This window comes from Micromonospora sp. B006 (genome assembly GCF_003408515.1).
In the GTDB taxonomy this organism is placed as follows: domain Bacteria; phylum Actinomycetota; class Actinomycetes; order Mycobacteriales; family Micromonosporaceae; genus Micromonospora; species Micromonospora echinospora_A.
The window spans coordinates 4,020,602-4,033,575 of sequence record NZ_CP030865.1; the positions used below are offsets into that span (position 1 = coordinate 4,020,602).

The following is a 12,974-nucleotide window of genomic DNA, read 5'->3' on the forward strand; positions in this document are numbered from 1 at the left end:
CACCCCTCGACCGGCGCGGGCCGACGCGCGGGTGCCCGCAAGGTTCGGCCGTCACCAGCGGGGTATCCACGCCGGGACGTCGCCAGCGAGGGAGGACACCATGCGGCCGTTGCGGGAGATGGACACCGAGGAGGTACGGGCGATGGCGGTACGCGGCGGCATCGAGGCGGCCCACGAGATGGACCGGGAGGAGCTGCTCGACGCGCTCCTCGCCCGCCCCGGCGAGGGAGCCTGGCAGGAGGATCCGAAGCCGGTTGACGTGAATCCCAACGACTATCGCTTCGAGGCCCCCGAGCGCCGACCGCGATGAGCCACCTCTCACTGCCCCACCCGGGCGGCGGCATCTAAGGTACGGGGCATGTCCGTTGACGGGTGGCACACCCTCCTGGTGCTCGGCGGTATCCGCTCCGGCAAGTCCGAGATCGCCGAGTCGCTGGTCGCCGACGCGCCCACGGTCCGGTACGTGGCGACCGCCCCGGCCGGGGACCCGGAGGACACCGAGTGGGCGACCCGCCTCGCGGCGCACCGCGCCCGTCGGCCGGGGAGCTGGACCACCGAGGAGACCGCTGCGGACCCGGGCCGGCTCGCCGAGGTGATCACCACCGCCGGGCCCAACGAGACGCTGATCGTGGACGACCTGGGCGGCTGGGTGACGGTGCTGCTCGACCCGGCCCACCAGCCCGCCGACGACACCGCCACCATCGCCGAGCTGGCCGCGGCGGTCCGGTCCAGCGAGGCCCGGCTGGTGCTGGTCAGCCCGGAGGTGGGCCTGTCCCTGGTGCCCACCACGCCGCTGGGCCGCGCGTTCACCGACGCGCTGGGCGCGACGAACCGCGCGGTAGCCGACGCCTGCGACGCGGTCGCGCTCGTGGTGGCCGGCCAGGCCGCGTGGCTCAAGCCGGCCGCGCCCGCGCACGCGGCGCACACCGTGCCGCCCGCCGGCACGTCGCCCGAGGCGGAGCCGAGCCGCGCCGCGACGCCCGGGACCGATCCAGGCGCCGTCGCGGGGCTCGGGGCAGCCGGGGCGACCGAGGCCGTGCCCGCCGAGACCACGTCCGGCCGGGCCGCACCGGCCGACTTCGGCGCCGGGGACGTGACGCTGCCCGAGGTGCTCACCCCGGCCGCCGCCCCGGTGCCCGGCCCGGCCACGCCGGAAGCGCCCGGTACCGGTGACTGGGCCGCCCCCACCATGGCGCTGCCGATGATCGCCACCGGTCTGGTGATCCAGCCGGGCATGGAACTGCCGATGCCCGACGACTACACCGGTCCGCAGGCTGTCGACCGGCTCGCCACGCTCGACGTGCCCGGCGCCGGTCTCGGCGTCCTGGAGCAGGTGGTCGGCTTCGCCGCCGCCACCCAGGGCACCTCGATCCCGCGTCCGTGGGACGCCGTGCGGGTGCTGCTGATCCACGGCGACCACGCCGGCGGCGCCTCGGCCGGCGCGCGGCCCGGCGAGTCCGCCCGCCGCGCCCGGCAGGCCCGCGCCGGCCGGGGCGCGCTGGCCCGGCTCGCCGCCGAGAACCGAGCCGATCTCCAGATCGTCGAGGCGCCCACGTCCGCGCCGATCGAGGACGGCCCGGCCCTGCCCGCCGACGAGGTCGAGGCGGCGCTGCGCTACGGCTGGCGGCTCGCCGAGCAGGCCGCCGACGCGGGGGTACGGCTGCTGGTGCTGGCCGCCTGCGGGGCCGGTGCCGAGGCGGCCGCCGCGGCGGTGCTCGCGGCCACCGCGGGCGCGGAGCCGCCCACGGTGCTCGGCCGGGTGGTCACCGAGCAGGGCGAGATCGACGACGCCGCCTGGATGGTCCGCTGCGCGGCGGTACGCGACGCGCTGCACCGCACCCGCCGCTCCCCCCGCGAGGCCAAGGACATCCTGGCCGAGCTGGGCGGCGGCGACATCGCGCTGGCCACCGGCGTGCTGCTCGGCGCCACCGCGCGGCGGCTGCCGGTGCTGCTGGACGGTCCGGTCGGCACCGCCGCCGCGATGGTCAGCCGCGACCTGGCCGGCCAGGCCCGGCACTGGTGCCTGCTGCCCGACCACGGCGGCCGCCCGGGTGTGCGCCTGGCCGCCGACGTGCTCGGCCTGACGCCGCTGGTGGACCTGCGGCTCGACCTGGGCGAGGGGGCGACCGCGCTGGCCGCGCTGCCGCTGCTGCGCTCCGCGCTGACGCTCGCCGCCACGCTGCCGGTGCACCCGTCACTCGGCGGCGACGACAGCGACAACGCAGACCGCGACGGCACCGGCGGCGGCGACAGCGGCAACAGCGACCGCACCGGTTACGGCACCGAACCGGACGAGCCGGACTTCGCCGAGCCGGAGCCGGCCGGGCCGGGCCCGACCACGATCGGGTCCGACGAGCCGGTCTCCCCCGGCCGACGTGCCGACTGAGGCGCGGCTCGCCGACGGCATCCGGCTGGCGCTCACCACGTTCACCACCGCCCCGGTACGCGCCGGCCGGGTCGACCGGGCCGCCGCCGGCACCGCGATGGCGCTCGCCCCGCTGGTCGGCGCGCTGCTCGGCGCCGTACTCGGCGCGGTGCTGCTGCTCACCGGCGCGCTCGCGCCCCCGCTCGTCGCCGCGGTGGTCACGGTCGGGCTGGGCGCGCTGCTCACCCGCGGGCTGCACCTGGACGGGCTGGCCGACACCGTGGACGCGCTCGGCTCGTACCGGCGTGGTCCGGCCGCGCTGGAGATCATGAAGCAGCCGGACGTCGGCCCGTTCGGGGTGGTCGCGCTCGTGGTCGTACTCCTGCTCCAGAGCGCGGTGCTCGCGGAGCTGGCCGGGCGGGACGCGCTCGCCGCGTTCGCCGCCGTGGTCGCGGCGAGCGCGGCCGGGCGGCTCGCCGTCGGCCTGGCCTGCCGGCGCGGCGTGCCGGCGGCCCGGCCCGAGGGCCTGGGCGCGCTCGTGGCCGGCACGGTCGGGTGGGGCGCGCTGGCGCTCGGCGCGGTCGCCGTCGCGCTGGCGGCCGTGCCCGCCGTCCCGGACCGTCCGTGGCAGGGGCCGCTCGCCGTGCTCGGCGCGCTCGCCGTCACGGCCGGGCTGCTCCGGCACCTGGTACGCCGCTTCGGCGGCATCACCGGCGACGTGCTCGGGGCGCTCGTGGAGATCGTCACCACGCTGTCCTACCTGGGACTGGTGCTGACCGGCTGAGCGCCACCGGTCCGGGCGGGTAGCGTTCGGGGCGAGTGCACCGGCGCGGTCGAGGGGGACGGCATGCTCATCACGGACGACTTCCTGCCGGTACCGGTGCCCGAGTCGCTCGACGCGACCTATCTGGTGCCGATCACCGGCCTGCCCAAGGTGAGCCCGAAGACCGCCGTCGAAGGGCTGGCCGGCCGGCTCGCCGAGCCGGTGCACGGGCTGGCCAAGCAGATGCTCGACAGTCCGCTGATGACCGTGGACACCCGGACCGTGGACGAGTTCCCCGAGCTGCCGCCGGACCTGCTCACCGCGTTCGGCGCCACCGAGGAGCAGCTGGCCCGGCTGGCCGCCGCCACCCACCTGGTGGTGGTGCAGGCCGAGTACCGGCCGGGCTGGCCGCCCGCGCACGAGTGGGCCGCCCGCGCGGTGGCCGCGGCGGTCGCCGAGACGGTCGGCGGGGACGTGGTGGACGTCTTCGGGCTCCAGTTCCTCGACCCGGCGGCGGCGCTGCGCTCGCTGCCGGACGACAACGGCCGGATCCGGCTCGTCGACTGGGTCCTGGTGCCCTACTCCTCGGACTCCGACGGGCTCTGGTTCACCACCAAGGGGCTGCGCCGGTTCGGGCTGCTGGAGTTGCAGGCCCAGGGCGTGCCGGACCACCTGACCCGGGCCTGGGGCGCGGTGATGACCGGCGCGGCCCGGCGGCTGCTGCGGGACTGGACCGACGGCCTGTCCGGCGAGGAGGTGCCGGCGTTCGTGCAGCTGCCGGTGCTGGCCACGGTGACCGGGCACGACATCGCCGTCGCGTACGGCAATCCGGAGCAGCACGGCGCGACCGCGCCGGTGCTGCTGCGGCTGGAGCTGGACCCGGCCACCGACCCGGACGCCGACTCGTTCCTGAGTCTGAACCCGCCGCCCGGCCATCCGGGGCCGCCCGGCCGCTACTTCGCCGCCGCGTGCGCGACGCTGTTCAACGGCATCCAGCCGGACGTGCGCTACACCCGCACCGGTGACGCGATGAGCCGCGCGGTGGAGACGGCCCGCGCCGCGCTCGGCGACATCCGGGCCCGCTTCCTGGCCGGGCGGCTGCCCGAGGAGAGCCAGCTCGTGGTCAAGTACGGGCTGCCCGGCGACGACGGCCCCGAGTACGTCTGGGCCGGGGTGACCTCGTGGGACACGCCGGAACGGATCGTCGCGGCCAGCGCCAGCGACGCCAACACCGACCCGAGCGTGCGGATCGGCTCGCCCGTGGTGGTGGAGGCGTCGGACGTGGTCGACTGGGCGGTGCTGGACGGCACCGGCGTGCTGGAGGGCGGCTGGACGCAGGCAGTCCTCGACGCCGGGGAGCGCGGCGAGGACTGAGCCGCGCGGCTCAGCGCACCGAGGGCTGGACGAACGGCGGCCTGGTCAGGCGCATCCGGGCACGACGGCCGCGGATGTCCACCTCCAGCTCCTCGCCGTCGGGCAGCTTCGGGTCGGTGTCGACCAGCGCCAGCGCGATGCCGTGCTTGAGCGTCGGGCTGAACGTGCCGCTGGTGACGGTGCCGACCTGCTTGTCGCCCGCGTACACGGCCATGCCGGGGCGCGGGATGGCCCGGTCGACGGCGGTGAGGCCGCGCAGCGTACGGGCCGGGCCGGCGGCCTTCTCGGCGCGCAGCGCGTCGCGGCCCCAGAACGCCGGCTTGTCCCAGCCCACCGCCCAGCCGGAGCGGCCCTGCACCGGGGTGATCTCCGGGGAGAGGTCCTGCCCGTGCAGCGGGTACCCCATCTCGGTGCGCAGCGTGTCCCGGGCGGCCAGGCCGCAGGCGCGCACGTCGTCGGCCGCCGCGAAGATCGCGTCCCAGACGGCGACCGCGTGCTCGGACGCCACGACCAGCTCGTAGCCCAGCTCGCCGGTGTAGCCGGTGCGGCACACGGTCAGCTCCACCCCGGCCAGCATGGCGGTGGAGAAGCTCATGTAGTCGTGCCCGGTGGGCAGGCCGAGCGCGCCGAGCAGGTCCGCCGAGCGCGGGCCCTGGACCGCGAGCACCGCGTACGCCTCGTGCTCGTCGGTGACGGTGACGCCCTCGGGGGCGGCGGCGCGCAGCCGCCGGGCGACCTCGGCGGTGTTCGCGGCGTTGGGCACCAGGAAGACGTGGTCGTCGGCGTGCAGGTAGGCGATGATGTCGTCCACCACGCCGCCGGTGGCGTCGTCGCAGCAGAGCGTGTACTGCGCCTGGCCGGGGGCGATCCGGCCGAGGTCGTTGGTGAGGCAGGCGTTGACGAAGTCCGCCGCGCCGGGCCCGGTGACCCGGATCTTGCCCAGGTGCGAGACGTCGAACACGCCGACGCCCTCGCGGACGGCCGTGTGCTCCTTGAGCACGCCGCCACCGGCGTACTCCAGCGGCATCTGCCAGCCGCCGAAGGGGGCGAACTTCGCGCCGAGCGCGGTGTGCCGCTCGTGCAGCGGGGAACGGCGCAGCCGGGTCTCGGCGGCGTCGGAGGTCACCTCGGTCATGGGTGGCAACTTACCGGCCGCGACGACTGTGGTTAGCATCGGCGGGATCCCGTCGGCGCGCATCGGCGGGACAGCCACGCCTCCCGGCGGGTAGGTTTCCGCCGGAGAGACCTTCATCGCCGGTACGCGACGACGCGACCGGCCCGGCCCGCCCGGAGTAGCTTTCGTGACATCGCCCCGTACCACCCTCAGCCTGGTCGACACCGACCCCGCCGAACTCGCCGTCGACGCGATCGTGATCGGCGTGCACAGCCAGACCACCGAGCCGGGCAGCGGCGCACCCGCCCACGCCCTGCTGCTGGCCAGCGGCGCGGAGAGCATCGCCGCCGCGTTCGACGGAAAGCTGACCGAGACGCTGGCTCTGCTCGGCGCGACAGGTGGCCCGGGCGAGGTGATCAAGCTGGCCACGCTGGGCACGGTGACCGCGCCGCTGGTCGTCGCCGTCGGGCTCGGCCCGGAGCCCTCGGGCGCCGCCCCGGCTCCGGAGTCGCTGCGCCGGGCCGCCGGCGCGGCCGTACGGGCACTGGCCGGCGCCCCGCGCGTCGCCCTCGCCCTGCCGCTGCCCGACGACGCCGACGCCCCGGCCGCGCTGCGCGCGGTCGCCGAGGGCGCGCTGCTGGGCGGCTACCGGTTCGCCGGCTACAAGACCAAGCCGCAGCCGGCCCGGCGCGAGCCGGTGGCCGAGGTGCTGGTGGCGGTGCCGGACGCGGCCGACGCGACCGCGCAGGCCGAGGTCGCCCGGGCGCAGGCGGTGGCCGGCGCGGTGCGGACCAGCCGGGACTGGGTGAACACCGCGCCGAACGAGCTGCGTCCCCCGGCGTTCGCCGACGTCGTCTCCACCGCCGCCCGCGAGGCCGGGCTGGAGGTCGAGGTGCTGGACGAGGCGGCGCTCAAGGCCGGCGGCTACGGCGGCATCCTCGCCGTCGGCCAGGGCTCCGAGGCCCCGCCCCGGCTGGTGAAGATCACCTACACGCCGGAGGGCGGCGGCAACGGCAAGCGGGTCGCGCTGGTCGGCAAGGGCATCACGTTCGACACCGGCGGCATCTCGATCAAGCCGGCCCAGGGCATGTGGGAGATGAAGTCGGACATGGCCGGCGCGGCGGCGGTCGGCGCGGCCATGCTGGCGGTCGCGGCGCTCAAGCCGTCGGTCACCGTCACCGGCTACCTGCCGATGGCGGAGAACATGCCGTCGGGCACCAGCTACCGGCCGGGCGACGTGATCAGCATGTTCAACGGCAAGAAGGTGGAGGTGCTCAACACCGACGCCGAGGGCCGGATGGTGCTGGCCGACGCGATGGCGCGGGCCTGCGCGGACGGCGCGGACTACCTGTTCGAGACCTCGACGCTGACCGGTGGGCAGGTGATCGCGCTGGGCAAGCGGATCGCCGGTGTGATGGGCACCCCCGAGCTGTGCGAGCGGGTGCGGGTGGCCGGTGACGAGACCGGCGAGCCGGCCTGGCCGATGCCGCTGCCGGACGACGTGCGCAAGGGCATGGAGTCGGACGTCGCGGACATCTCGCAGGTCAACGCCGGGATGGACCGGGCCGGGCACATGCTCCAGGGCGGCGTGTTCCTGCGCGAGTTCGTCACCGACGACGTGGCGTGGGCGCACATCGACATCGCCGGTCCGGGCTACCACTCGGGTGAGGCGACCGGCTACTGGACCAAGGGCGGCACCGGCGTGCCGGTGCGTACGCTGCTGCACCTCGTCGAGGACGTCGCCACCAACGGCTGACGTGTAAGGAAGGGCCCCTTCTTAACGCCTGGCGTTGTAGAAGGGGCCCTTTTTAACACCTGGGTTCAGGTAGCTCAGAACAGCTCGGGACGGCGCTTGCGGCGCTCGTTGTAGTCGCGCATGCGCTGCGGATAGCCCATCAGCCGCACGTCGTAGATCGGAATGGCGATCCGGTGCGCCCAGCGCCGGGCCTCGTCCGGCCCGCCCACACGCCGCCGGGTCCACTCGCCGTCGTCGGCGATCAGCATGATCGTGGTCTCGGTGACCGTCGTACGGGGTTCGATGTACGCCTCGACGCCCTTACGGGTCCGGACGAAGTTCTCCAAGTGGTCCAGATCGGCGCGGTCGGCGGCACGGTCGCGGCTCGCCGGGGCGGCCCGCTTTCGTCGTCGGAACAACCCCACCGAATCCACTCCTCCCCCAGCGCCGTCATCGTGGACGGTGCCAAGGGTACGTGTCACCGACGTGTCGTTGGGCACCTCGGTACGCGCCCGGTCCGTGGTGGTGACAAGATGACCGAGGTGGGGTGTGCCTGTTACTCCGCCGTAACCCCCGATGCAGTGACGCGACCTGGGAGTTGGATGTGAGCGAGCCGAACGACACGACCTTCGACATCGTCATCCTCGGAGGTGGTAGCGGCGGCTTCGCGGCGGCGCTGCGTGCCGCCCAGCTGGACCTCTCCGTCGCCCTCATCGAGAAGAGCAAGCTGGGCGGGACCTGCCTGCACAACGGGTGCATCCCGACCAAGGCGCTGCTGCACGCCGCCGAGATCGCCGACCAGACCCGCGAGTCCGAGCAGTTCGGCGTGAAGGCCGAGCTGGTGGGCATCGACATGAAGGCGGTCAACTCGTACAAGGACGGCGTGATCTCCCGCCTGTACAAGGGCCTGCAGGGCCTGGTGGGCAGCAGCAAGAAGATCACCTTCGTGGCGGGCGCCGGCAAGCTGGTCGGCAAGAACGTCGTCGAGGTCGACGGCAAGCGCTACACCGGCCGTAACGTCGTGCTGGCCTCCGGCTCGTACGCGAAGAGCCTGCCCGGCCTGGACGTCGACGGCGAGCGGATCATCACCAGCGACCACGCCCTGACCCTGGACCGGGTGCCGTCGTCGGCGATCGTGCTCGGCGGTGGCGTGATCGGCGTCGAGTTCGCGAGCGTCTGGAAGTCCTTCGGCGTGGACGTGACCATCGTCGAGGCGCTGCCCCGCCTGGTCGCCGCCGAGGACGAGGAGTCGTCGAAGGCCCTGGAGCGGGCGTTCCGCAAGCGGAAGATCAACTTCAAGGTCGGCAAGCCGTTCGAGAAGGTCGAGAAGACCGACAAGGGCGTGAAGCTGACCATTCAGGGCGGCGACACGGTCGAGGCCGAGCTGCTGCTGGTCGCCGTGGGCCGTGGCCCGAACACCGCCGGCCTCGGCTACGAGGAGCAGGGCGTCAAGATGGACCGCGGCTACGTGCTGACCGACGAGCGGCTGCGCACCAGCGTGCCGAACGTCTACGCGGTCGGCGACATCGTGCCCGGCCTGCAGCTCGCGCACCGCGGCTTCCAGCAGGGCATCTTCGTCGCCGAGGAGATCGCCGGAAAGAGCCCGGCCGTGATCGACGAGGCCGGCATCCCGCGCGTGACCTACTGCGACCCGGAGCTGGCCTCGGTCGGCCTGACCGAGGCGAAGGCCAAGGAGCAGTACGGCGCCGACAAGATCAAGACGTACAACTACAACCTGGGCGGCAACGGCAAGAGCCAGATCCTCAAGACCGCGGGCCACGTGAAGCTGGTCCGGGTGGACGACGGCCCGGTGGTCGGCGTGCACATGGTCGGCGCCCGGGTCGGTGAGCTGATCGGCGAGGCGCAGCTCATCTACAACTGGGAGGCGTACCCGGCCGAGGTGGCGCAGCTCGTGCACGCCCACCCGACGCAGAACGAGGCTCTGGGCGAGGCGCACCTGGCCCTGGCCGGCAAGCCGCTGCACGCGCACGCCTGACACGACAACCGCGGCGTCCGGCGACGGGCGAGAATCCCACCAGGGAATGAAGGAGTCTGGAGAACATGCCGGTATCGGTCACCATGCCCCGGCTCGGCGAGAGCGTCACCGAGGGCACCGTCACGCGCTGGCTCAAGCAGGAGGGTGACACCGTCGAGGTCGACGAGCCCCTGCTCGAGGTGTCGACCGACAAGGTCGACACCGAGATCCCGTCCCCCGCGGCGGGCGTGCTGAGCCGGATCGTGGTCGGCGAGGACGAGACCGCCGAGGTCGGCAGCGAGCTGGCGGTCATCGCCGGCGAGGGCGAGGACGCGGGCGCGGCTCCCACCGAGGAGGCCGAGCCGGCCACCGAGCCGACGGCCGCCGCCGAGGGCACCGGCCCCGAGCCGGAGCAGGCCGAGGAGGCCGCCGCCGAGCCGGGCGCCGAGGCCGAGCAGCCGGCCGTCGAGGAGCCGGCCCAGCCCGCCGCGTCGTCGGGCGAGGGTACGCCGGTGACCATGCCGGCCCTGGGCGAGAGCGTCACCGAGGGCACCGTCACCCGCTGGCTCAAGCAGGTCGGCGAGACCGTCGAGGTGGACGAGCCGCTGCTGGAGGTCTCCACCGACAAGGTCGACACCGAGATCCCGTCGCCGGTCGCCGGCACGCTGCAGGAGATCAAGGTCGCCGAGGACGAGACCGCCGACGTCGGCGCCGTGCTGGCGATCGTCGGGGTAGCCGGCGCCGCGCCCGCGAAGGCGGAGCCGAAGCCCGAGCCCAAGGCCGAGGCGAAGCCCGAGCCCAAGCCGGAGCCGGAGCCGAAGGTCGAGGAGCCCACGCCGGGCGCGGCCTACAACGAGCCGGCCGCCGAGGCGGAGCAGGCCGCGCAGCCGGCCAAGGCCGAGGCGGCGGCGCAGCCGTCCGCTCCGGCCGCCGCGCAGCGCCCGAGCGTTCCGGCCGAGTTCGGCGAGGACTCCGCCGGGTACGTGACGCCGCTGGTGCGCAAGCTCGCCGCCGAGCACGGCGTGGACCTGGGCTCGGTCAAGGGCACCGGTGTGGGTGGCCGCATCCGCAAGCAGGACGTGCTGGAGGCGGCCGAGAAGGCGAAGGCCGCCAAGCCCGCGCCGGCCGCCGCTCCGGCCGCCAAGGCGGAGGCGCCGGCGCAGCCGGCCGCCAAGCCGCAGCCGAGCGCCAAGCGGGGTACGACCGAGAAGCTGCCGCGTATCCGGGCCACCATCGCCAAGCGGATGCAGCAGTCGCTGCACGAGACGGCCCAGCTGACCACAGTGGTCGAGGTGGACGTCACCCGGGTCGCCAAGCTGCGGGCGCGGGCGAAGGAGTCGTTCCAGGCCAAGCACGGCGTGAAGCTGTCGTTCCTGCCGTTCTTCGCGCTCGCGGCGATCGAGGCGCTCCAGACGTACCCGATCGTCCAGGCCAGCATGGACCTGGAGGGCGGGACGATCACCTACCCGGCCGCGGAACACCTGGGTATCGCCGTGGACACCGAGCGCGGGCTGCTCGTGCCGGTCATCCACAACGCCGGTGACCTGAACATGGGCGGCATCGCCAAGCGGATCGCCGACCTGGCCGAGCGCACCCGGGCCAACAAGATCACCCCGGACGAGATGGCCGGGGCGACCTTCACGGTGACCAACACCGGCAGCCGGGGCGCGCTGTTCGACACCCCGATCGTGCCGTCGCCGCAGTCGGCGATGCTCGGTACGGGCGCCGTGGTGAAGCGCCCGGTCGTGGTGAACGACCCGGAGCTGGGCGAGGTAGTCGCGATCCGGTCGATGGTCTACCTGGCCATGTCGTACGACCACCGCCTGATCGACGGCGCCGACGCGGCCCGCTTCCTCACCGCGGTGAAGGAGCGGCTGGAGGCCGGCAACTTCGAGGCCGAGCTGGGTCTGTAGATCCGAGACGGCGAGGGGGCGCGCGGCGACATGCCGCGCGCCCCCTTCGTCGTTTGCGGCCTCAGCCCTTCAGGTGCTCCTCGGAGACCGTCCAGAGCTGCTCGGCGGCCTCCGGGTCCCGGGCGTACGGGGCCCAGCCGGTCCGCGTGCCGGGCTCGTTCGGTCCGGCCTCCTGGCAGTCCTCGAAGTACCGGCCGCCGACGCCGTCGAGCAGCGGTGAGGTGGCGACCAGCACCGAGGTAGCCGCGCCCTGCTCGGGGGTCTTGAAGGCGGCCGCGTTGCCGCTGCGCATCCGTGCCAGCTCCTCCTCGCTGATGTAGCGCTGCAGGTTGGTCCGGATCGCGCCGGGCATCAGCGCGTTGGTGTAGATGCCGTCGTCGGCCCAGCGCCGGGTCGCCTCGACCGCGAAGAGCACGTTCGCGGTCTTGGACTGCCCGTACGCCAGCCACGGGTCGTACGGCCGCTGCCGGAAGTGGATGTCGGAGAACACCACCGGTGAGCGCAGGTGGGCGCCCGAACTGACCGAGACGACACGCGCGCCCCCGGCCGCGGCGAGCGCCGGGCGCAGTCCGGTGGCCAGCGCGAAGTGCCCGAGGTGGTTGGTCGCGAACTGCATCTCCCAGCCCTGCTCGGTGCGCATCTCCGGGGAGGCCATGATGCCGGCGTTGTTGACGAGCATGTGCAGCGGGCCGTCCCAGTTCCGGACGAACGCGGCCACCGACGCGAGATCGTCCAGGTCGAGCGGGGCGACCAGGATCCCGTCGTTGCCGGTGGCGGCGGTGATGTCGGCGGCGGCGCGCTGACCGGCCTCGGTGTTGCGGACCGCGAGGGTGACGTCCGCTCCGGCGGAGGCGAGCGCGCGGGCGGTCTCCACGCCGATCCCGGAGGCGCCGCCGGTGACGACGGCCCGCCGGCCGGTCAGGTCCAGGTCGCGGACCACCTCCAGGGCGGTGGTCTCGGAGTCGAACGGGGTCGTGACTGGTGTCGGGGTTGTCATGGTCCATCCTTGTCGACGGCGACGCGGACCGATGTCCGCCCGCTACGATCAGAAGCGGAGGATCCTCCGTTACTTGCTCAGCATAACCGGAGGGGGCTCCGGTTACCATCGACCCGGGCCTGCGACCCGGTCGAGCCGAGGAGGAACCGTGCCCGACCGTCCGCTGCGCGCCGACGCGCTGCGCAACCGGCAGCGCCTGCTGGACACCGCGGTGCAGGCGTTTTCCCAGGCGGGCGCGGAGGTAACGCTCGATCGCGTCGCCAAGGAGGCCGGCGTCGGCATCGGCACGCTCTACCGCCACTTCCCCAGCCGCGAAGCGCTCATCGAGGCGGCGTACCGCAACGAGCTGGAGAAGCTCTGCGACGCCGCGCCGTCGCTGCTCGCCACCCGGCCCGCCGACGTGGCGCTGCGCGCGTGGATGGACCGGTTCGTCGACTACCTCGCCACCAAGCGGGGCATGGCCGACGCGCTGCGGCTGGTCATCGCCTCCGGCGCCAACCCGTACGCGCAGAGCCGCGACCTGCTGCTGGCCGCGCTCGGCGAATTGCTCGCGGCCGGCGCGGCGGCCGGCGTCCTGCGCGCCGACGTGGCCGCCGCCGACGTGCTCGCCAGCCTCAGCGGGGTCTCCCTGGTGGCCGGCGAACCGGACCAGCGCGCCCAGGCCGGACGCCTGCTCGACCTGCTCATGGACGGCCTGCGCCACCGGCCGGGCTGACCGAATCGGCCACCCGGACCGAC

11 protein-coding genes are annotated in these 12,974 nt (G+C 74.2%); 8 read left to right on the plus strand and 3 right to left on the minus strand.

The window, feature by feature from the left end:
* Positions 1-100 precede the first annotated feature (100 nt).
* The 4 genes from MicB006_RS17855 to MicB006_RS17870 all read left to right on the plus strand — a co-directional run bounded on the left by MicB006_RS17855 (position 101) and on the right by MicB006_RS17870 (position 4,502).
* A complete protein-coding gene (locus MicB006_RS17855) occupies positions 101-310 on the plus strand; it encodes a hypothetical protein (RefSeq protein WP_030500114.1) in 210 nt (69 codons plus the stop codon).
* Between the two features lie 48 nt (positions 311-358).
* A complete protein-coding gene (locus MicB006_RS17860) occupies positions 359-2,386 on the plus strand; it encodes a bifunctional adenosylcobinamide kinase/adenosylcobinamide-phosphate guanylyltransferase (protein ID WP_116507618.1) in 2,028 nt (675 codons plus the stop codon).
* Complete coding sequence (gene cobS, locus MicB006_RS17865; RefSeq protein ID WP_116507620.1) at positions 2,376-3,149, plus strand: adenosylcobinamide-GDP ribazoletransferase; 774 nt, start codon at positions 2,376-2,378, stop codon at positions 3,147-3,149. The genes MicB006_RS17860 and cobS overlap by 11 nt, the downstream gene beginning before the upstream one ends.
* A 63-nt stretch (positions 3,150-3,212) precedes the next feature.
* Positions 3,213-4,502, plus strand: coding sequence for a DUF2314 domain-containing protein (locus MicB006_RS17870; RefSeq protein ID WP_116507622.1), 1,290 nt, complete (start codon positions 3,213-3,215; stop codon positions 4,500-4,502).
* A gap of 10 nt (positions 4,503-4,512) precedes the next feature.
* Here the strand turns inward: MicB006_RS17870 and gcvT are convergent, their stop codons facing one another.
* Positions 4,513-5,637, minus strand: a complete 1,125-nt coding sequence (gene gcvT, locus MicB006_RS17875; RefSeq protein WP_192900093.1) for a glycine cleavage system aminomethyltransferase GcvT — start codon at positions 5,635-5,637, stop codon at positions 4,513-4,515.
* A 166-nt stretch (positions 5,638-5,803) separates the two neighbouring features.
* Between gcvT and MicB006_RS17880 the strand changes: the two genes are divergently transcribed.
* Complete coding sequence (locus tag MicB006_RS17880) at positions 5,804-7,372, plus strand: leucyl aminopeptidase (RefSeq protein WP_116507623.1); 1,569 nt, start codon at positions 5,804-5,806, stop codon at positions 7,370-7,372.
* A gap of 74 nt (positions 7,373-7,446) precedes the next feature.
* Here MicB006_RS17880 and MicB006_RS17885 read toward each other — a convergent pair whose 3' ends face one another.
* The gene (locus tag MicB006_RS17885) at positions 7,447-7,776 is read right to left on the minus strand and encodes a hypothetical protein (RefSeq protein WP_013287729.1); all 330 of its coding nucleotides are present in this window, start codon (positions 7,774-7,776) and stop codon (positions 7,447-7,449) included.
* A 179-nt stretch (positions 7,777-7,955) separates the two neighbouring features.
* Here MicB006_RS17885 and lpdA point away from each other — a divergent pair, with 179 nt between their 5' ends.
* On the plus strand, positions 7,956-9,347 hold the full coding sequence (gene lpdA / locus MicB006_RS17890) for a dihydrolipoyl dehydrogenase (RefSeq protein ID WP_116507625.1): 1,392 nt from the start codon (positions 7,956-7,958) through the stop codon (positions 9,345-9,347).
* A 65-nt stretch (positions 9,348-9,412) separates the two neighbouring features.
* The gene (gene sucB, locus MicB006_RS17895; protein WP_116507627.1) at positions 9,413-11,239 is read left to right on the plus strand and encodes a 2-oxoglutarate dehydrogenase, E2 component, dihydrolipoamide succinyltransferase; all 1,827 of its coding nucleotides are present in this window, start codon (positions 9,413-9,415) and stop codon (positions 11,237-11,239) included.
* Between the two features lie 61 nt (positions 11,240-11,300).
* On the opposite strand, the gene MicB006_RS17900 is transcribed toward sucB, so the two are convergent.
* Positions 11,301-12,236, minus strand: coding sequence for an SDR family NAD(P)-dependent oxidoreductase (locus MicB006_RS17900; RefSeq protein WP_116507629.1), 936 nt, complete (start codon positions 12,234-12,236; stop codon positions 11,301-11,303).
* A 148-nt stretch (positions 12,237-12,384) separates the two neighbouring features.
* Between MicB006_RS17900 and MicB006_RS17905 the strand changes: the two genes are divergently transcribed.
* Positions 12,385-12,951, plus strand: coding sequence for a TetR/AcrR family transcriptional regulator (locus tag MicB006_RS17905; RefSeq protein WP_116507630.1), 567 nt, complete (start codon positions 12,385-12,387; stop codon positions 12,949-12,951).
* Positions 12,952-12,974: the final 23 nt, after the last annotated feature.

What these genes read in the sequence shown, in the direction of transcription:
- MicB006_RS17855 (WP_030500114.1), top strand. Translation starts at nt 101, where the DNA reads ATGCGGCCGTTGCGGGAGATGGACACCGAGGAGGTACGGGCGATGGCG.
- MicB006_RS17860 (WP_116507618.1), top strand. Translation starts at nt 359, where the DNA reads ATGTCCGTTGACGGGTGGCACACCCTCCTGGTGCTCGGCGGTATCCGC.
- MicB006_RS17870 (WP_116507622.1), top strand. Translation starts at nt 3,213, where the DNA reads ATGCTCATCACGGACGACTTCCTGCCGGTACCGGTGCCCGAGTCGCTC.
- gcvT (WP_192900093.1), bottom strand. Translation starts at nt 5,637, where the DNA reads ATGACCGAGGTGACCTCCGACGCCGCCGAGACCCGGCTGCGCCGTTCC.
- sucB (WP_116507627.1), top strand. Translation starts at nt 9,413, where the DNA reads ATGCCGGTATCGGTCACCATGCCCCGGCTCGGCGAGAGCGTCACCGAG.
- MicB006_RS17900 (WP_116507629.1), bottom strand. Translation starts at nt 12,236, where the DNA reads ATGACAACCCCGACACCAGTCACGACCCCGTTCGACTCCGAGACCACC.